The organism is Methylocystis sp. Se48 (assembly GCF_056269425.1).
In genome coordinates this window covers 2,219,466-2,237,456 of the sequence record NZ_CM149850.1, presented here as the reverse complement: position 1 = coordinate 2,237,456, position 17,991 = coordinate 2,219,466, and the positions used below count along the sequence as shown (strand labels likewise).

16 protein-coding genes are annotated in these 17,991 nt (G+C 66.8%); 10 read left to right on the top strand and 6 right to left on the bottom strand.

The genetic code is table 11. From position 1 onward, the window contains the following. Positions 1 to 104 precede the first annotated feature (104 nt). From ACV959_RS11025 to serS, 3 genes are all read left to right on the top strand, one after another. Complete coding sequence (locus tag ACV959_RS11025; RefSeq protein ID WP_475736656.1) at positions 105 to 488, top strand: Sec-independent protein translocase subunit TatA/TatB; 384 nt, start codon at positions 105 to 107, stop codon at positions 486 to 488. Next, positions 485 to 1,273 carry a twin-arginine translocase subunit TatC gene (gene tatC / locus ACV959_RS11020; protein ID WP_475736655.1) on the top strand — a complete coding sequence of 263 codons (789 nt, stop codon included), beginning with the start codon at positions 485 to 487 and terminating at the stop codon, positions 1,271 to 1,273. Before ACV959_RS11025 ends, tatC begins: the two co-directional genes overlap by 4 nt. A 209-nt stretch (positions 1,274 to 1,482) precedes the next feature. Then, complete coding sequence (serS, locus tag ACV959_RS11015) at positions 1,483 to 2,838, top strand: serine--tRNA ligase (RefSeq protein WP_475736654.1); 1,356 nt, start codon at positions 1,483 to 1,485, stop codon at positions 2,836 to 2,838. 57 nt (positions 2,839 to 2,895) lie between these two features. Here the strand turns inward: serS and ACV959_RS11010 are convergent, their stop codons facing one another. After that, positions 2,896 to 3,276 (bottom strand): SH3 domain-containing protein, encoded by a 381-nt coding sequence (locus ACV959_RS11010; protein ID WP_475736653.1) that lies wholly within the window; start codon positions 3,274 to 3,276, stop codon positions 2,896 to 2,898. A 123-nt stretch (positions 3,277 to 3,399) separates the two neighbouring features. On the opposite strand from ACV959_RS11010, the gene surE reads away from it, so the two are divergent. From surE to ACV959_RS10990, 4 genes are all read left to right on the top strand, one after another. Beyond that, the gene (gene surE / locus ACV959_RS11005) at positions 3,400 to 4,173 is read left to right on the top strand and encodes a 5'/3'-nucleotidase SurE (RefSeq protein WP_475736652.1); all 774 of its coding nucleotides are present in this window, start codon (positions 3,400 to 3,402) and stop codon (positions 4,171 to 4,173) included. Continuing rightward, positions 4,170 to 4,850, top strand: coding sequence for a protein-L-isoaspartate O-methyltransferase family protein (locus tag ACV959_RS11000; protein ID WP_475736651.1), 681 nt, complete (start codon positions 4,170 to 4,172; stop codon positions 4,848 to 4,850). The genes surE and ACV959_RS11000 overlap by 4 nt, the downstream gene beginning before the upstream one ends. A gap of 126 nt (positions 4,851 to 4,976) precedes the next feature. Continuing rightward, on the top strand, positions 4,977 to 6,662 hold the full coding sequence (locus tag ACV959_RS10995; protein ID WP_475736650.1) for a peptidoglycan DD-metalloendopeptidase family protein: 1,686 nt from the start codon (positions 4,977 to 4,979) through the stop codon (positions 6,660 to 6,662). Positions 6,663 to 6,872: 210 nt separating this feature from the next. After that, the gene (locus ACV959_RS10990) at positions 6,873 to 7,166 is read left to right on the top strand and encodes a hypothetical protein (RefSeq protein ID WP_475736649.1); all 294 of its coding nucleotides are present in this window, start codon (positions 6,873 to 6,875) and stop codon (positions 7,164 to 7,166) included. Positions 7,167 to 7,176: 10 nt separating this feature from the next. Here ACV959_RS10990 and zapE read toward each other — a convergent pair whose 3' ends face one another. Together zapE and ACV959_RS10980 are read right to left on the bottom strand one after the other, a co-directional pair. Beyond that, positions 7,177 to 8,325 (bottom strand): cell division protein ZapE, encoded by a 1,149-nt coding sequence (zapE, locus tag ACV959_RS10985; RefSeq protein WP_475736648.1) that lies wholly within the window; start codon positions 8,323 to 8,325, stop codon positions 7,177 to 7,179. 4 nt (positions 8,326 to 8,329) lie between these two features. Beyond that, complete coding sequence (locus ACV959_RS10980) at positions 8,330 to 8,827, bottom strand: GNAT family N-acetyltransferase (protein ID WP_475736647.1); 498 nt, start codon at positions 8,825 to 8,827, stop codon at positions 8,330 to 8,332. 95 nt (positions 8,828 to 8,922) lie between these two features. Here ACV959_RS10980 and ACV959_RS10975 point away from each other — a divergent pair, with 95 nt between their 5' ends. Beyond that, positions 8,923 to 9,498, top strand: a complete 576-nt coding sequence (locus ACV959_RS10975) for an N-acetyltransferase family protein (RefSeq protein ID WP_475736646.1) — start codon at positions 8,923 to 8,925, stop codon at positions 9,496 to 9,498. On the opposite strand, the gene ACV959_RS10970 is transcribed toward ACV959_RS10975, so the two are convergent. After that, the gene (locus ACV959_RS10970; RefSeq protein WP_475736645.1) at positions 9,467 to 9,949 is read right to left on the bottom strand and encodes an EF-hand domain-containing protein; all 483 of its coding nucleotides are present in this window, start codon (positions 9,947 to 9,949) and stop codon (positions 9,467 to 9,469) included. The genes ACV959_RS10975 and ACV959_RS10970 overlap by 32 nt on opposite strands. Before the next feature lie 12 nt (positions 9,950 to 9,961). Then, on the bottom strand, positions 9,962 to 10,477 hold the full coding sequence (locus ACV959_RS10965) for an NUDIX domain-containing protein (RefSeq protein WP_475736644.1): 516 nt from the start codon (positions 10,475 to 10,477) through the stop codon (positions 9,962 to 9,964). Between the two features lie 64 nt (positions 10,478 to 10,541). On the opposite strand from ACV959_RS10965, the gene ACV959_RS10960 reads away from it, so the two are divergent. After that, positions 10,542 to 11,438, top strand: coding sequence for a metallophosphoesterase family protein (locus tag ACV959_RS10960; RefSeq protein WP_475736643.1), 897 nt, complete (start codon positions 10,542 to 10,544; stop codon positions 11,436 to 11,438). On the opposite strand, the gene ACV959_RS10955 is transcribed toward ACV959_RS10960, so the two are convergent. After that, positions 11,423 to 11,992, bottom strand: a complete 570-nt coding sequence (locus ACV959_RS10955; RefSeq protein WP_475739649.1) for a hypothetical protein — start codon at positions 11,990 to 11,992, stop codon at positions 11,423 to 11,425. The genes ACV959_RS10960 and ACV959_RS10955 overlap by 16 nt on opposite strands. Before the next feature lie 383 nt (positions 11,993 to 12,375). Between ACV959_RS10955 and ACV959_RS10950 the strand changes: the two genes are divergently transcribed. Beyond that, a complete protein-coding gene (locus tag ACV959_RS10950; RefSeq protein WP_475736642.1) occupies positions 12,376 to 17,862 on the top strand; it encodes a GH36-type glycosyl hydrolase domain-containing protein in 5,487 nt (1,828 codons plus the stop codon). Positions 17,863 to 17,991 lie beyond the last annotated feature (129 nt).

Below are 17,991 nucleotides of genomic sequence, written 5' to 3'. Positions count from 1 at the left end.
CGGCGGAGGAAAGTCGTCCTAGTCTGGATTTAGCGGGGGCGCGCGATCTTCCGCCCCTCTCATAAGATGTGTGGAGCCCCTCCGCCGTCCACTCGGAACGGGAAATGTTCGATCTCGACCCCGGCAAGCTCATCGTCATCGCCATCGTGGCGCTGATCGCGATTCCGTCGAAGGATCTGCCGCGCGTGCTGCGCACGCTGGGCCAGATGACGGGCCGGATGCGCCGCATGGCGGCCGAGTTCCAGGGGCAGTTCATGGAGGCGCTTCGCGAGGCGGAACTCTCCGATCTCCAGAAGGAAATCGAGGAGACGAACAAAAAGATCATGAAAGGCGTCAAACTCGACGGCGCTTTCGATCCGATGGCCGAGGCCCGCAAGCAGATTGTCGGCGCGGCGGAGGGGCAGGAGCCTGGCGAGAGGGCGTCGCCGAAGACCGCGCAGACCAGGGACGGCGAAGCCGGCGGCCCTTCCGAAAAGGCCGAAAAATGAGCCCGGAAGACGAAGTTGAAATCGAGGCCAGCAAGGCCCCGCTGATCGAACATCTGATGGAGTTGCGCGAGCGCCTCATCAAGGCGCTGCTCGCCTTTCTGGCGATGTTCATCCTCTCTTTCTTCTTCGCGAAGGACATCTACAACCTCCTGGTCATTCCCTATACGCAGGTCGCAGGGCCGGAGGCGCGCCTGATCTACACGGCGCCGCAGGAATATTTCTTCACGCAAATCAAGGTCGCGCTCTTTGCCGCCGCCTTCCTCTCATGTCCGATCGTGCTGTCGCAGCTCTACGCCTTCGTCGCGCCGGGGCTTTACCGGCACGAGCGCGCGGCGTTCCGGCCCTATCTTTTCGCCACGCCCATCTTTTTCGCGATCGGCGCGCTGGTCGTCTATTTTCTGGTGATGCCCAATCTGCTGCGTTTCTTCATCGGGATGCAGCAGGCCAACGAGCCGGGCAAGGCGCAAATCGAGCTTTTGCCGCGCGTCTCGGAATATCTCTCGCTCATCATGACGCTGGTGCTCGCCTTCGGCGTCGTTTTCCAGATGCCGGTGATTCTGACGCTGCTTGGGCAGGTCGGGATCGTGTCGTCGCAATTCCTCGCCGAGAAGCGGCGCTACGCCATCGTCATCGTCTTCGTCATCGCGGCGATCCTCACCCCGCCGGACGTCTTCTCCCAGCTCGCGCTCGCCTTTCCCGGCATGGCGCTTTACGAACTCTCCATCTATTCCGTGCGGATGGTCGAGAAGAAACGCGCGGCGCAAGAGGCGGCGGCGCAGCAATAAGCGACATTGCGTCCGCTTGACCCTCTATCGCGGCTGCGAGACAAAGACGCCGAACAGCCCGCCGTCATGGCCGGGCCTGTCCCGGCCATCCACGCCGAGAGGCTTCGGCGTTTCCTCCGCATGACGTCACGGCGGCGCCGCGTGGATGTCCGGCGCAGGCCGGGCGTGACAGCTTGAAAAATTTTCCTCCACCCCGCCGGTAGCCCGACATGTACGACATCAAATGGATTCGCGAGAACGCTGGACTTTTCGACAAGGGACGGGAGCGGCGGGGGCTCGCGCCGATGTCGGCGCAACTCCTCGCTTTCGACGACGCGCGCCGCGCGGCCATCGCCCAATTGCAGGCCGCACAGGAGCGCCGCAACGCCGCCTCGAAGGAAATCGGGCTCGCGATGAAGGCCGGAGACGCGGCGAAAGCCGAGGCGCTCAAGGCGGAGGTCGCGCAGATCAAGGAAAACTGGCCGGCGCTGGAGGAGGCCGAGCGCTACGCCGTCGCGGAGCTGGACAATGCGCTCGCGAGCATCCCCAACACGCCGCTCGACGAGGTTCCCGACGGCAAGGATGAGAACGACAATGTCGAAGTCGCCCGCTGGGGCGCGCCGCGCGCATTCGACTTTACGCCAAAGGAGCATTTCGAGATCGGCGAGGGTCTCGGCTTCATGGATTTCGAGGCCGCCGCCAAGCTCTCGGGCGCGCGTTTCGTGGTGAACAAGGGGCCGCTCGCGCGGCTCGAACGCGCGCTCGCGCAATTCATGCTCGATCTGCACACGAGCGAGCACGGCTATATGGAGGTGAACCCGCCGCTGCTCGTGCGCGACGAGGCCATGTTCGGCACGGCGCAATTGCCGAAGTTCAGAGAGGATCAGTTCGGCGCGGTCCGACAGCTCACTTTTGAAGAAGCGTTCGACGCCGCTGTGAAGGCGGATGGCGACGCAACGAAATTTACGCCGGCTATGGACTACTGGCTCATTCCCACCGCCGAAGTGCCGCTCACGAACCTCGTGCGCGAGTCCATTCTCGACGAGTCGCAACTGCCCATGCGTCTCACCGCCGGCACCTATTGCTTCCGCGCCGAGGCCGGCGCGGCCGGAAAGGACACGCGCGGGATGATCCGCCAGCACCAGTTTTACAAGGTGGAGCTGGTCTCGATCACGACGCCGGAGCAGTCGCTCGACGAGCATGAGCGGATGACGGGCTGCGCCGAGAAAGTTCTCCAGGCGCTCGAACTGCCCTATCGCAAGGTCGTGCTCTGCACCGGCGACATGGGTTTCGCCTCGCAGAAGACCTACGATCTCGAGGTCTGGCTGCCGGGGCAGGGCAAATATCGCGAGATTTCATCCTGCTCGGTCTGCGGCGACTTCCAGGCGCGCCGCATGAACGCCCGCTCGCGCGGCCCGGACGGCAAGCCGCGTTTCGTGCATACGCTGAATGGCTCTGGCGTCGCGGTCGGCCGCGCCATGGTGGCGGTGCTGGAAAATTATCAGGAAGCGGACGGCTCCGTGACGATGCCGCTCGTCCTTCGGCCCTATATGAGCGGACTGACGCGAATCGCGCCGGGCGCGTAAACTCAAGGAACGGGAAAAGCTCCCGGTTGGAGGCTTTTCCCGACCTCGGGGAGACCCTCAGCGCAGGACGCTGACGCCTGCGTCGAGGACTTCGCCAGCGGCGTCGAACGGCGCCGTGACGATGGCCGCGCCGAGTTCGGCGGGGCCGCTGTCCTGAACGCCCATCGTCCCGCCACGCGGGCCGTAAACCCGGCCGTCCAGCACGCGGGACAGGTAGATGTAGCCGCTATGCGGTCCGTGCGTCACGGCGCACCAGCCGTGGTCGCAATGGTCGATGTTCACGATGTCGCCTGCGCCGAGGGTCATGATGTGATGACGCGAACCCGGATGTTCATGCAGTCCGAAACTGCCGCCGAGCATCGCCTCGAATGCATAGGCGGCGGGAGCCGCGCCAAGGACGGCGACGGCGGCAACGAGGGAAAGGCAAAGTTTGCGCATATGAGCCTCCTGAACAAAGTTACTCGCACTGAAGAAGATAGGGCGAAACCGAGGCGATCTATCCTCGCCGCGAAGATTTTTTATTGTCAGGTTTTCGATAAAATTCTCATGGTTGCCGCCTGAATGCGCATTCTCGTCACAAATGATGACGGCGTTCATGCGCCCGGCCTCGCCATCGCCGAGAGAATTGCGCGAGAACTCTCCGACGACGTTTTCGTCGTCGCGCCGGAGTTCGAACAGTCCGGCGTCGCCCACTCCCTGTCGCTCAACGATCCGCTCCGCCTGCGTGAAATCTCCTCCCGTCATTTCGCGGTGAAGGGCACGCCGACGGATTGCGTCATCATGGGCGTACGCAAGCTGATGCTCGATCATCCGCCGGACCTCGTGATCTCGGGCGTCAACAGCGGTCAGAATCTCGCGGAGGACGTGACCTATTCCGGCACCATCGCCGGGGCGATGGAGGCGACGATCCTCGGCATTCCCGCGATCGCGCTGTCTCAGTGCTATGACTTCTTCGCCGGCCGGCGCACCATTTACTGGGACTGCGTCGAGGCGCATGGCCTCGCCGTCGTGCGCAAGCTCCTCGCCGCCGGCATCCCGCGCAACGTGCTGATGAACGTGAACTTTCCTAATTGTCACGCCGACGAGGTCAAGGGCGTGGCCGTCACCATGCAGGGCCGGCGCAGCAACGATCTCATGCGGATCGAGGAGCGCAAAGATGGGCGAGGGAACCCCTATCACTGGATTTCCTTCCAGCGGGGAAATTTCTCGCCGGGGGCAGGCACGGACCTGCTGGCGATCGACGAAAATAAGATCTCGGTGACGCCGCTCCAGCTCGACCTCACGGACCATCCGAGCGTCACGCGGCTCGCCGCCGTCTTCGAGGAGGGTCTATGAGCGCGCCCGGCGTCGCCCCCGCCGCCTTCGAGGAGCGCGCCGTGCTGATGCTCGCGGTGCGGCAGGCGGGCGTGCGCGACATATCGGTGATGCGCGCGATCGAGGCCGTGCCGCGCGAGGCTTTCGCGCCCTACAAGTTTCGCGATCTCGCCAATCGCAACATGGCCTTGCCGCTCGGCTGCGGACAGAGCATGTGCCGCCCGGCCGACCTCGCCCGCCGGATCGAGGTCATGCGCATCGGCCGCGGGCATCGGGTGCTCGAAGTCGGGACGGGATCGGGCTATGGCGCGGCGATCCTCGCCCGGCTCGCGCAGGAGGTCGTCACGCTGGAGCGTTTCCAGACGCTCGCCATCGAGGCGGCGCGCCGCCTCGCGGCGCTGCCGGCGTCGAACGTCGCTGCGCTGCACGCCGACGGGCTCGACCCTGCGCCTGCGCTGGGCGCGTTCGATCGCATCGTCGTTCAGGCCGCGCTTCAGGCTTCGCCCGCCGCGCTGCTTCGAATTCTCTCGCCCGGGGGATCTCTCGTTTACGTTCTCAACGAGCAGAGCGACCCCGAGGAGCGTCCGCGTCAACGATTGATTAAGGTTGACCGCATCGAAGGGGGGGAGATGCGGGAAACCGACCTTGGTCCGCACAGCCTTGGACTCGCGACGCTTGGCGTCGCAAACGCGCTATAGGCCGAGGGATTCCGATATGCTGAAGATTTTCGTGAAGCGACTCATCCCGCGTTCATCTTAAACGGCTCCTTAACCCGCTCGCGCATACAACTTTCGTGTTGATGGTGCGTGCGAGTGGGTCGCGTCATGGCTATAGAGCGTCAAATTGCTTATTCGCAGGCCGCAGTGCGGCTCCTGCTGGCCGCGGGGGCGGCCGCGTTGATGGCGGGCTGTTCAGACGCCTCGCGTTTCTCGGACCCTTTCTCCGATCCTTTCGGTTCAGGCGGCGCCCCAAAAATCTCGTCTCGCGGCGTCGACCGCGCGCCGACGGGCGCCATCCCGTCGAGGCCGCATGTCGACTCCCGGCCCCTGCCGCCGCCGACCGCATCGGCGACGACGCCGCCGCGCGCTCCAGCGCCAGTCGCTTCCGCTGCGCCGGTTCCGGCCGGCTCGGGCGGATCCCACTGGACTGCTGACGGCGGCACGCCGGTCACTGTCGGCCCCGGGGAGACTGCGGGCATGCTGGCGACGCGCTTCGGCGTGCCGACCGACGCCCTCCTGCGCTCCAACGGCTTTGCCAGCGCCTCGCAGGTTCAGCCCGGTTCTCGCATCATCATTCCGGTCTACCGCGCCGGCGGCGTCGCCCATGCCGCGCCGGCCGCGCCCCCCGCCGCGCCGGTGAAGGTCGCTGAAGCCAAGCCTGATCCCAAGGCCGAAGCCGCCGCCGCCCGCGAGGAGCAGCGCAAGGCGGAAGCCGCCGCCAAGGCCGCCCGCGAGGAGCAGGCTAGGGCCGAGCGCGCCGCCAAGCTGGCTCGCGAGGAAGAGGCCAAGGCCAAGAAGGCCGAAGCTGCTGCGCGGGACGAAGAGATTCGCCGCCAGAAGAAGGCCGAGGCCGCAAAGGCTGCGGAGGAGGCGCGACTCGCCAAGCTCGAGGCCCAGAAGGCTGCGGAGGCGAAAGCCGCCGAAGCGAAGAAAGCCGCCGAGGCGAAGGCGCTCGAGGCCAAGAAACTGGCCGACGCGAAAGCCGCCGAAGCGAAAAAAGTCGCGGAAGCGAAGCAGGCCGAGGCCAGGAAGGCCGCGGAGCTGAAGGCCGCCGAAGCCAAAGCCGCGGCCGAAAAGGCCAAGCTCGCCAAGGCCGAGGCCGCGAAGTCCAAGGCCGATATGGCGAAGGCCGAAGCGGCGAAGGCGGAGGCCGCCAAGGCTGCGGAGGAGGCGAAGCTCGCCAAGGCCGAGGCGTCCAAAGCGGCGAAGGCCGAGCGTCTCGCCAAGGCCCAGGCCGCGCGTGAGGAAGCCGCCGCCCGCGAAGAGCAGGCCAAGGCCGAGAAGCAGCAGAAACTCGCCGCCGCCGAGAAGCCGGCCGAACCCGCGCCGACCCCGGTGCGACAGGCGGTCGACAAGTCGACGCCCACTGCATCCATCCCGCCGGCGGAGGAGGCGACGAAAGTCTCCGTCACGGAGAGCGACAAGCCCGAATTCCGCTGGCCGGCGCGCGGCCGCATCATTCAGGGCTTCTCCTCTGGCGGCAATGACGGGATCAACATCGCCGTGCCGGAGGGCACGCCGGTGAAGGCGGCGGAAGGCGGCACGGTCGCCTACGCCGGCAGCGAGCTGAAAGGCTACGGCAATCTGGTTCTGATCCGCCATCCGAACGGTTTTGTCACCGCTTACGCCCACAATGGCGAACTTGAGGTCAAGCGCGGCGACTCGGTGAAGCGCGGACAGACGATCGCCAAGTCCGGCCAGACCGGCAATGTCGGCTCCCCTCAGCTCCACTTCGAGCTGCGCAAGGGCTCCACGCCGGTCGATCCGACGAGTTATCTCGCGGGTCTCTGAGCGAGACGGGATTCTTCGGGATTCGCGAGACACTTATCCCGGAGACAGCAGGGCGGCGGGTCCCAGGAAAGGCCCGCCGCCCGCTTTGTTTTTTGCGCCCGCCGCGCGCCCGTCGCGGGATTTGCTCCGGTCTCGCCAGAGACTTGTCCCGCCCGACGCGAAAATGAGCTAAAGGCTTCCCTCCAAACAACGCCAATGAGGCCAGGACCCGTGAAATACCGTCTTGCTTGCTTGTTCGTTCTCGCCGCCATGCCCGCCTACGCCGTCGATCCGACGGGGATCCCGCAATGCGACGCCCTGCTCAAGCGCTATGAATCTTGTTCTTCGCTGCTGACGCCCAAACAGGTTCATGCGGCGCAGAAAGAATTGCTCGACGGCGCCATGGGCATGCGCGCCGCCGCCGGCGATCCCAAGCTGCGGGCCGACCTCGAGCGCTATTGCGCGGATACGTTCGAGCGCATGAAGAAAGAAAGCGACATCAAGGAGTGCATGGCGAAGCCGTGAAGCCCGCGGCTCAGGTCGACGTCGGGGCCAGCAGCCGCCTGCCGGCCGCGCAGCTTTCGAGATAGCGGCGCCCGCGCATTTCGGCGAGGCGGGAAACGGCGCGGCGAAACTCGCGCGCCTCGTTCCCTTCTCGCGCCTCGTAGAGGCGTTCGGGCTCCACGGCCGCCGACATGGCCAGGAGGGCGCGCGCTTCGTAAAGCACGTCGACGAGCATGATAAGGCGGCGCGCCTCGTTGCGCTGTTCCGGCGCGAGGATGGGCGCGTCGTCGACGATGACGGCGTCGAAGCGCTGCGCCAGCGCCAGATAATCCCCGGCGGCGAGCGGGCGTCCGCAGACGTCGGCGAAGCCCATGCGCGCCACACGGCCGGCCGCCTGCGGAATGAAGACCGCGCGCCGCTTCACCTCCATCGTCTCCGGCGCGCCGTGCTTGACGCCGGTGAGCGAGAAAAAGAGCGCGTCCAGCGCAGCGTGCGCCCGCGCGTCCGCCGGCGCGAAAAAGACCTCGCCCTCGCAATCGTGGCGGGCGCGATAGTCGATCGGTCCCGCGAGCCGTAGGACGTCCAGCCGCTTCTGCAAGAGCGCGACAAAGGGCAGGAAAAGGTCGCGGTTGCGGCCGCCTTCATAGAGGCGCCCGGGCTCGACATTGGACGTGGCGACGACGACGACGCCCGCCGCGAAGAGCGTCGTGAAAAGCCGTGCGAGAATCGTCGCGTCGGCGATGTCGGTCACGGCGAATTCGTCGAAACAGAGCAGCCGCGTCTCCGCTGCGATCTCCTGCGCAATCGCCGTGACCGGGTCCGCAACCCCTTCGGCTGCGGCGCGCCGGGCGCGGTGCAGCCGCTCGTGCACGTCGGCCATGAAGGCGTGGAAATGAGTCCTCCGCTTCCGCTCGACCGGCGCGGCCTCGAAGAAGAGGTTCATCAGCATGGTCTTGCCGCGCCCGACCGGCCCCCAGAGATAAAGACCGCGCGGGCGCTCGCGGTCGGGAGCGACGAACCGAAGCAGGCGCGACAGGCCGCCGCCGGGACGGGCGCCGTCGCCGAGCGCGTCGACCAGCGCCTGGAGCTTCGTCACCGCTTCGTCCTGGGAGGCGTCGGGATGAAGGCCCCGCTCGCGCACGAGCGCGTCATAGCGTTCGAGAAGGATGCGGCGCTTCATCGTGTCAGACGCGCCGCATTTTGCCGCTTGCGGCGTCGAGCGCGCCGGGGCGCAATTCGCAATAGAGCAGGCGGTCCGGATCGACTGGGCCCGGCATGACGATCTTGCCGCGCGGGACGCGGGCGAAGCCCAGGCGCGCGTAATAGTCCAGATCGCCGACGAGCAGCACGAGCCCGTGACCGGCTTCCCGCGCGGCGTCCAGGGAGTGCTTGACGAGCGTTTCGCCCACCCCCTGCGAGCGGAAGGCCGGCTCCACCGTGAGCGGCCCGAGCAGAAGGGCCGGCGAGGAGCCGACGAGAATTGGCGTCATGCGGTTCGCGCCGACGAGCAGCGTGCCGACGCGCGCAACGAAGGAAAGCGACAAATCCGGCGCGACGCCTTCGCGCAGGCGGTAGGCCGTGCGCGCGTATCGGCCGGGTCCGAAGGCGCGTTCGTCGAGCTTCTCGATCTGCGCTTCGTCGGCGGCCGTGAGGGGGAAGAATTTGATGACGAGGTCGATCATTGCGGCTGGCTTGTCGCCGAGCCCTTATCATGCGCCGCGCCGGGGGCAAAACGGCGCGTTGCGCGGCCTCCCGGCGCCGTGAGAGATTGACCCCGATGACGAGAACGCCCATTCGCCGCGCGACCGCGGAGGACGCCCCGGCCATTGCGGAAATTCACATCGCCTGCTGGCGCGAGACTTACGCCGGCATGATGCCCGCCGAGACGCTCGCCGGACTCGACCTCGACGAATGGACCGGGAGATGGCGGGGGCGGCTCTCGGAGGGCGGCGATCCCGCCGCGGCCATTTTTCTCGCGCTCGACGACGCCGGCGGGCCTGCAGGCTTCGGCCATTGTCGCCGGCAAAGCTCCGACAAGCTCGCGCCGTTCGGATACGAGGGAGAAATTTCGTCGCTCTATCTGCTGCGGCGCATTCAGCGGCGCGGCGTCGGACGCCGGCTTCTCGCCGCGATGGCCCGGCGCCTGATCGACAACGGCTGCGCCAGCGCCAGCGTCTGGGTGTTTCGAGACGCGTTGCACGCTCGGGCGTTCTATGAAGCGCATGGCGCGACGCCCGTCGGAATAGAAGGCGTGTGGGAAATTTACGGCATGGTCCTGCCTGACCTCGCCTATGGCTGGCGGGATTTGGGCGCGCTGGCGCTCAATGCAGGCTGCGCATCAGCTGGCGGATGAAGGGCGCGCGCTTGAAGGCGGCGAGGTCGATTTTCATATCCTTTTCGTCCGCCGCTTTGGCTCCGACCCCTATGCGCGCGTCGCCGAGCACCCCGGCGCGATAATCATCGAGCGACAGAAAGCCGCTCCTGCTGCGGTCCCAGCGCTTGAAAATCTTGTATTTCGCGCGGTCATAGGCGTCTGTGCGACCCTGGTCGGCGGCAATGTCGGCGAGGCCGAAGCTGAAATTCAGCCAGGCGGCCGGGGCGATCTTCCCGGTGCGTTTCGGGTCCATGTCGGCGAAGGTCTTGTCGATGAAATGATTGGCCTCCGTCGTCGTGATGTAGCCGTCGCCGTTTTGGTCGAACATCTGGAAGATGGCGTCCATCACATGCTGCGCGTCGCTCTGGGCGCGCGCCGCTCCCGGCGCGGCAAGGGCGGCGGTCAGGACGAGCGACAGGGGAAATTTCATCCGAAACATGGGTCACCAATAGGGCGAGACCGGCTCGCCGTTCAAGACCTCCGCGAGGCGGGCGCGCGTCGCCGGCGTCGCGTCGCCTGGCAGATCGGAAAGGGGGAAAAAGCCGGCTTCGGCGATTTCCCGGTTGGGTTCGCGCGGCCCTTCCCACGCGAAGTGGCGCACGACGTAGAGCGCAACGTGGTCGCGGGCGGAAATGCGGCGGTTGAGGTAGACGCCATGAAGCGCCGGCGCGCCGAGCAGCCGCACGCCGCCTTCCTCCTGCAATTCCCGCGTGAGCGCCTGCAACAGAGTCTCGCCGCCTTCCACGCCGCCGCCGGGCAGATAAAAGCCCGGGACATAAGTGTGGCGCACCAGCAGGACGCGGTCTTCGGAATCGATGACGAGTCCCCGGACCCCGAGCGTCATCGGCCGCTGGAACAGCGCCCCGAAGGTGATGAGCCGCGACGTCAGCCGCGCGCGGAGAGAGGACTCGGGCCGGTCCTTTTCCGGCGCCCTCGTCGCGGGCGTTTCCTGTCTCATGGCGCGACTATGGCAAATGACGCGCGAAGGCTCTAGGACTATTCGGACACAACGAAGGTCGAACGTGAGCTTTCTTCTCGCCCATCTCTCCGACGCGCATATTGGACCCATTCCCCGGCCTAATCTGGCGGAGCTGCTCGGCAAGCGCGTCACCGGCTATGTGAACTGGCTCTACAAGCGCTCGGCCCAGCACGACATGGGCGTGCTCGCGCGCCTCGTCGCGGACATGCGCGCGCACGCGCCCGACCATGTGGTCATGACCGGCGATATCGTGAACATTGGCCTGCCGGGCGAAATCGCGCTCGCCAAGGACTGGCTCGCGACGCTGGGAGCGCCCGGGGAAGTGAGCTTCACGCCCGGCAATCACGACGCCTATGTCGCCGACGCGACGAAACTCGTGCATGAGGTCTTCGCGCCCTGGACGGCGGGAGACACCGGGACGGCGGGCTTTCCCTTCCTGCGCCGGCGCGGGGGCGTCGCCCTGATCGGTCTCGACTCCGGCGTGCCGACCGCCCCGTTCATCGCGTCGGGGCGTCTGGGGTCAGACCAGCTCGATGCGCTCGGCCGTCTTCTTGACCAGACCAGATCCGAGGGGCTCGTGCGGGTCGTCTTCCTGCATCACCCGCCGCATGTCGGCGGCGCCCGCGTCCTGCGCGGACTCGACGACGCCGCGGAGTTCGAGACCGTGATCGCCCGCCACGGCGCGGAGCTTGTGCTGCATGGGCACAACCACAAGCCGAGCCTCGCATGGCTTTCGGGGGCGGGCGGCAACACGCCGGTCGTCGGCGTGGCCTCGGCCTCGGCGCGGCCGGGCGGGCACTATCCGGCGGCCGCCTATAATCTCTACCGGATCGAGCGGGAGAACGGCGCCCTGCGGATCAGTCTGCGCCGGCGCGGCCTCAATGAGGCCGGCGAGGTGACGGAGGTTGACGCGGAAAGCTGGAGTCAGGGCGCGACGTAGGTCCGGTAGGCCCATAGGACGATGACCGCCAGAAAGCCGAAGAAAGCGGCCGATCCCAGAAACTCGATAAAGAACAGAAACGCCTGAAACGCATTGCCGCTCCAGAAGCCGGCCCGCGCCTCGGTCGGTTTGCCGCGGGAACGGATCGTCCGCGCCGCGCCGCCGCTCGCATAATCGATCGCGAGCGCCTTTTCCCGCTCGATGAGGCGATGGGCGATATAATCCGTCACGGCGTCGACCATGTCCTCGACGTCGCCGCTCTCACGCAGCGTGATTCGGCCGTGCCGCGTGTCCTGCAGGAAACGGTAGGTGCGGCGGTCGCGATCCATCTCGACGAAACCGATTTGGTCGATGAAGAGGCGCGGACGCTCGCCGGGGGAAACCGCGACGTCGAAAATGTCGCAATCCGGCGGAACCTGCGCCAGAACGGGCGAGAGCGCGTCGGAGAGAATGTCCAGCCGCGCGATCTCCGCGGCGCGCAGATCGGCGAGCGCGGCGGAATGTTCCGCGTTTTCGACGCGCGCGCGGCGCAGGGCGGCCGCAAGGCCCGCCATGCGCTGGTCCAGCGACGCCTTGCCGGCCGAATCGGCGTTTCGCTCGCCCGCCTTCGCGGCGCCGCTATCAGCCGCGACGATCGCAGAGATGCGGTCGATCGACGCGCCGGACGAGCGCACGCGCAAGGTCGGGCGGCCGTTGTCGGTCGATGCGGGCACTGGCTCTTCCATGTCGCTCACTCGCTTCGCCCTCGCCGGCGCGCGGAATTAACGCTTTTTTCACTATAACGGCTCCGGCGGCCGATGCGAAGCGCCGCAGGCGCGTTACGGAGGCGGGAGTCGACTTTTCCCCCGCCCTGCGGCTAGGGAATCAGCTAGGCTGCCGGTGATTCCGGCAATTAACCATAAGATGGCGCCGGCCAACGGACGCCCGGAGGAACTCCATGGCCCACACCCATGGCGAATCGGAGACTGGCGGCGCACTTTTCGAGCGTATTCTTTTCGGCGTCGTCTTCGCCGTCGTCGCGGCGCTCGAGGCGTCGGGCGGGAGAGACCATCTGTTTGTCGCCGGCTTTTTCTCCGGCGCGGCGCTCTATCTCCTGCGTCCCTCGAGCGAGGGCGGCCGGCAGGCGGTCAATTTCGCGGTCGACTTTCTGGCCGTCGGCGTCTTCGCGGCGCTCTGCGACAGGTCCTGGGTGCTGTGGCGGGCGCCCGACACGCTCGAGCAGCTTTTTCTTCTATCGCCCGTCGGCGCGGGCGCCGCGACGATCGTTTACCTCGCCGGCGTCGTCGCGCTCACGGCGCGATCGCGTATGCCGCTGCGGATCGCGCTCTTCCTGCTCCCCTTCCTGTTCAGCTTGATCATCGCGCTCGGCTCGCCGCCGATCACGCAGATCGGCGAGGCGTTTTTCCTCGGTCAGGACGTTCCCGAGTTCCTGAAAAAAATCGTTGGCCGAACCTTCGTTCTGTTTCTACTGAACGAGGCCGTGGTCGTCGGCGTGCCGCTCGCGCTGGGGCGTTTCCTGCCGCGGCAATGGCGTCCGCACGGCATTCTGTTTGTCTCCGCCTTTCTCGCCTCGTTGACGCCCTTCGTCGCGACGGCGGTCACGGTCTTCGTCACGCCCTACGTTCCGGCGCCGGTCGCAGCGGCGGCGGCGGCCGTGGCGGCGGCGCTCGCGCAGGCGGGACTGTGGGGCCAGACCTATCTCGTCACGCAGGCCATCGCGGGCCTTTTGCGCGCCACGCCGTCGCTGTCCGTCGTGGTCTATCACGACTGGAAGACCGGCGCCGAAAAGGGCTTCGTGTACGGGCTCGTCTTCATGGCGCTGGTGCTCGCGGTGGGGCTCATCGTCTCGTTCCCGCCCGCGCTCGCCGTCGTGACGATGACGGGACCGGTCGGCGCGGCGCTGATCGGCGCCGCGACCTATCCGCTGGCGCGCGCCATCATGGAGAGCACCGACTCGACGCCGCCATTCTTGGGGCGTCTCGAGGAGGCCTACATCCGCCCCTCGAATTACGCGCGCGGCCTCGTGGCGGGCGCGGCGGTCGGAATCGCGCTGATGATCGATCTGCCGGCGGCGAGCGGGCCGGACCGCTTTCTCTTTGGCGCGGCGACGGGCGCGCTCGCCTATGCGGGCGTCGACGCCGCCTTCGACGTCGGCGAACTGACCCGCGGCCGCCGTCAGCGTCTGCGCAGCTGGCGCGTCTACACGCTCGGCGCGATGCTGGGCGCTTTCGTGGCCGGGGCCATCGCCTGGTATTTCGACGCGGATCAGCTCGGCACGGTGGTCAGGAAATTCTACGCCTACACCGCGCTCGACTACGCGGCCGCCAGCCAGCCGATCAATCCCTATATCGTCCGTCCGCTATTCTCGAAATGGGGCGCGACCGACCTCGGCGTCGTCGACGGCGGGGTGCGACTGTTCTACGACGAGTCGCTGTCGGGCGTCATTCAGTGGGTTTTCGCGGCGCCGCTCTTCTCGATCAATCTGTTCTTCTTGACGGCGCTTGTCCAGCGCAGCCTTCAGCCCCTGCGCCAGCTGGCGAGCTGGGAAGGGCTCGACATGCTCGTCGACAACGCCGTGCGCGTGTTGCGCTGGGGCCTGTGGATGGCGCCGGTGATCTACTCTTTCCTCAAGGCGGCGCCGGACCCGACCTGGTACAATCAGGACGGGCTCATTCGCACCGGCGTCGCCATTTGGATGAGCTACATTCTGCCGGACGAGGAGTTCCGCGCCTGGAGTCTCGATATTTTCACGGCGCTGCTGGCCTATGACGTGTTGCGGGTGCTCATCTGGTTCGACCACATGGGCCTGCGCGTGGCGACGCTGGTGAATTTCTCCTTCGTTGGCGGCGACGCCCTGGACGAAAGGGCCGCGCGCTTCCTCGGCAAGGAGCAGGTGAGCCGCGCCATACCGGAGGGCATCCGCCGCTTCGGCACCTGGGCGCCGCTGCTGCTGCCGTTCTACATTCCGCGCGGCGCGGAATGGGACAAGGCGTGGAGCGCGGCCGAGCAGATGAGTGCGACGCGCCCGCCGTCCTACACCTATCTCGTCGGCGGCTATCTCGCCTATGCGGGCTTCGTCGCGCTGGGCCTCGTGCTGTTCCTGCTCGCGCGCCTCGCCCAGGCGCAGAAAATCCCGCTCGAAGGCGTCACCGGCGCCGGCGGCGCGCCCGGCTCGCGGCCGATGAAGCTCACCAACGGTCTGATGACCAGCGAGTGGTTCCAGGACGGGCAGGGCGCGATCCGCATCGAGGGCGTCGCGCGCGGCGGTCCGCCGATCGACCTCACGCGCCGGCCGGACGACCACGCCCATCCGCGCGGACGATTCCTTTTCCTGCGCGAGGACGGCGGCGAGCTGTGGTCCGTGGGCGAGGCGCCGACGCGCTGCCCCGGCGCCTGCGCCAATCTCGTCGACGCGGGCGAGAACTGCCTCTTCTTCATGGCGGAGAACAACGGCTTCGCGGTCGAGGCGCGGGTCTCGCTTGCGCCGGACGAGGCGGTCGAGATCCAGCATCTCAAGATCGTCAATCTCGAGCCTCGCCCGCGCAAGCTCGTTCTCGCCTCGCTGCGCGAATGGGTGCTCAACGAAACGAACGTCGAATTGCGCGACGCGGCCTACAACGCCATTCACGTCGGCACGTGGTACGTGCGGTCGCTCAACGCCATTTTCGCGCAGAACCGACTGCTCAAGGGCGGCGCGCGGCGTCACGCCGACCGGCGCCTGTCGCCGGAAATCGGCTTTCACGCCATCGGCGCCGGGCCCGACACCAGGATGACGGTCCTCGGCTACGAGGACGTGAAGTCCCGCTTCTACGGCATGGGGCCGACCAATGCGCCGGACAGTCTGCTCGGCCTCGGCGAAACGCCGCGCGATCCCGGCGACGAGGGCCTGCTCTACGGTTTCGATCCCTGCGCGAGCCTGCGCGTGGAAATCGACATCGCGCCGGCGGGAACGGCCGAGCTGATCATCGTCGACGGCTGGGCGAGGGACATGGGTCGCGCCACGGATTCCGTCGCGCGCCATCTCGGCGTCGCCCCTGTCGCGCCAGAAATCCTCGACCGCGCCCTGTCGCGCAAGCGGTCGCTCGTCATGCCGCCGGCGCCGCCGCGCAACCGATACGCTTTTTCGGAGGACGGACGCAGCCTCACGCTGGAGCCGGGCACGCCGCGCCCCTTCGCCCATGTCATCGCCAACGCCGTCGGGCAAGGCTGCGTTCTGACGAACGACGGCGACATCTTCTCATTCTCCAGCAATTCCCGCCTGAACAGTTTCACCCCCTTCCGCTTGGGCGAGGGCCGCATGGCGCCGGCGGGGCAGATGATCTACGTCTACGATCTTGCCCGCACGGACGCGCATAGCCCGACCTTCGTGCCCCTGCGTCGCCGCGACGCGCGCTACGACGTCACCTTCGCGCCGGGCTCGGCAATCTTCCGCGCGGAGCGCGACCATCTCGAACTGGAGATGACGGTCTTCGTGAGTCCGACGGAGCCGATCGAGTTTCGTCTGCTGAAAATCCGCAACAAGGCGATGCATGAACGCCTGTTGCAGATCGTCCCGGCGATGGAGGTCATTCTGGCCGAAATCCCGACGGAGAGCCTCGGCGCCGTCCAGTCCGTGATCGACGAGGATCTGCACACGATCTATTTCCGAAATCCGCGCAACAATTTCGTCAAGGGCTGGGCCTTCGTCTCGACCTCGATCCCGGCGGAATTCGCGGAAACGTCGCGCCGCCGCTTCCTCGGCCACGAAAGCCGCAATCCCTATCTGCCCTACATGGTGGAGCACGGGCATCCGGACGCCGGCGCGCCGGAGCACGAGCGTAAGGTCGCGGCATTTTGCGGCGCCATCGACGTGCCGGCCTGCGACGAAGCGACCGTCGTCGTCGCCCTCGGCCAGACGACGACGATGGAGGAGGCGCGGCGGCTCGCGACGCTCGCGCGAGATCCCGCTTTCGCCAAAAAGGAGCTGGAGGCGAGCGTTGCGGCATGGGACAGGCAGTTGTCCGTGCTGCGCATCAAGACCAACAGGCCGGACGTGGACCGCCTCGTCAACGACTGGCTGCCCTATCAGCTCCTCGCCTCGCGCCTGTGGGGCCGCACCGGGCCGTCGCAGCGCTCGGGGGCGACGGGCTATCGCGACCAGTTGCAGGACGTGATCCCGCTCATCCATCTCGCGCCGGAGCGCGCCCGCGCGCAAATCCTGCTGCACGCGAAGCACCAGTATCTCGAGGGCGACGCCTGCAAATGGTGGCATCGCGCGCCCAATGGCGGGACCGGACTGGCGGATCGCACCCATTCGTCCGACCCGCATCTTTGGCTGCCCTATGTCACGATCCGCTACGTCAAGGGCACTGGCGACATGGCGATCCTCGACGCGGTCGAGACCTTCCTCGAGGCCAATCCCGTGCCCAAGGATCAGGAGGGCGAGGCGACCGTGCCGCTGATCTCGCGCGACAAAGACACGCTGCTCGGTCACTGCGCCCGAGCGATTGACTATACGCTTGACCGTTTCGGCGCGCATGGCCTCCCGCTCGTCGGTTCCGGGGACTGGGACGACGGCATGCATCTCGTCGGCGCCGAAGGGCGGGGCGAGAGCGTGTGGCTGGGCTTCTTCCTGCACGGCATCCTCGTCGACATCGCGCCGCTTTTCGAGCAGAAGGGCGACAGGGCGCGCGCCGAGCGCTATCGCGAACGCGCCGCGAAACTGCGAGACGCGCTCGACAAATGCTGGCGCGGCGATCGCTACGTGCGCGATTTCGCGGACGACGGCCGCGAGATCGCGCCGATGAGCGCCATGACCGCGCATTGGCCGACGCTCACCCATGCGGTCGATTTCGCGCGCGGGCGCGAGGCGATCGAAAAGGCGCTCGCTGTGCTCGGCCGCAAAAACCGCATCCTGCTCGTGACGCCGCCGTTCAACGAACATTCCGACCCCTATCCGGGCCGGAGCGCGGAATATCCGCCGGGCGTTCGAGAGAACGGCGGGCAATATTCGCATGGCGTCTCTTGGTTCGTGGACGCGCTGGCCAAGCTCGGCGCGGAGGCGAAAACGAGCGGCGACGCCGAGGCGGCGGCGGAACTGTTCCGCCGGGCCTTCGAGAGCTGGATCGCCATTTCGCCGATCTCGAAACTCGAAACCCCCGCCGAGGCGGACATCTACGGCTTGCCGCCGCATCAGCAGCCGGCCGATGTCTATGAAGGCGAGGGCTATGAAGGCCGCGGCGGCTGGGGCTGGTACACGGGCGCCGCCGCGCGCATGATCTCAGCCGCCTACGCCATGCTCGGACTCGAATTCGAAAACGGCGAATTGCGTCTGCGCCCCGACGCCTTCGATCCCAAGGGCGAGTTGCGGCTGGAAAGCGTCCTCTACAAGGGCAAGACTTTCACCGCAGAGAACATGAGAGAAACGTACACGGAACGTCTGTAGACAGACTGTTTACATTCATATTGCCACCTTCCTGGTCTGACGGTAGCGTTCAAGCTGTATCGCGCCGCCCGGCGCAGCGTTTGGCGTGGCGTCATGCGTGCGTCGCTTTTGGCATTGTGTGTCATATGT

Excerpts from the sequence above, each read along its gene's own strand:
- ACV959_RS11025 (WP_475736656.1), top strand. The coding sequence starts at position 105 with ATGTTCGATCTCGACCCCGGCAAGCTCATCGTCATCGCCATCGTGGCG.
- tatC (WP_475736655.1), top strand. The coding sequence starts at position 485 with ATGAGCCCGGAAGACGAAGTTGAAATCGAGGCCAGCAAGGCCCCGCTG.
- serS (WP_475736654.1), top strand. The coding sequence starts at position 1,483 with ATGTACGACATCAAATGGATTCGCGAGAACGCTGGACTTTTCGACAAG.
- ACV959_RS11010 (WP_475736653.1), bottom strand. The coding sequence starts at position 3,276 with ATGCGCAAACTTTGCCTTTCCCTCGTTGCCGCCGTCGCCGTCCTTGGC.
- surE (WP_475736652.1), top strand. The coding sequence starts at position 3,400 with ATGCGCATTCTCGTCACAAATGATGACGGCGTTCATGCGCCCGGCCTC.
- ACV959_RS11000 (WP_475736651.1), top strand. The coding sequence starts at position 4,170 with ATGAGCGCGCCCGGCGTCGCCCCCGCCGCCTTCGAGGAGCGCGCCGTG.
- ACV959_RS10995 (WP_475736650.1), top strand. The coding sequence starts at position 4,977 with ATGGCTATAGAGCGTCAAATTGCTTATTCGCAGGCCGCAGTGCGGCTC.
- zapE (WP_475736648.1), bottom strand. The coding sequence starts at position 8,325 with ATGAAGCGCCGCATCCTTCTCGAACGCTATGACGCGCTCGTGCGCGAG.
- ACV959_RS10980 (WP_475736647.1), bottom strand. The coding sequence starts at position 8,827 with ATGATCGACCTCGTCATCAAATTCTTCCCCCTCACGGCCGCCGACGAA.
- ACV959_RS10975 (WP_475736646.1), top strand. The coding sequence starts at position 8,923 with ATGACGAGAACGCCCATTCGCCGCGCGACCGCGGAGGACGCCCCGGCC.
- ACV959_RS10970 (WP_475736645.1), bottom strand. The coding sequence starts at position 9,949 with ATGAAATTTCCCCTGTCGCTCGTCCTGACCGCCGCCCTTGCCGCGCCG.
- ACV959_RS10965 (WP_475736644.1), bottom strand. The coding sequence starts at position 10,477 with ATGAGACAGGAAACGCCCGCGACGAGGGCGCCGGAAAAGGACCGGCCC.
- ACV959_RS10955 (WP_475739649.1), bottom strand. The coding sequence starts at position 11,992 with ATGGCGGGCCTTGCGGCCGCCCTGCGCCGCGCGCGCGTCGAAAACGCG.
- ACV959_RS10950 (WP_475736642.1), top strand. The coding sequence starts at position 12,376 with ATGGCCCACACCCATGGCGAATCGGAGACTGGCGGCGCACTTTTCGAG.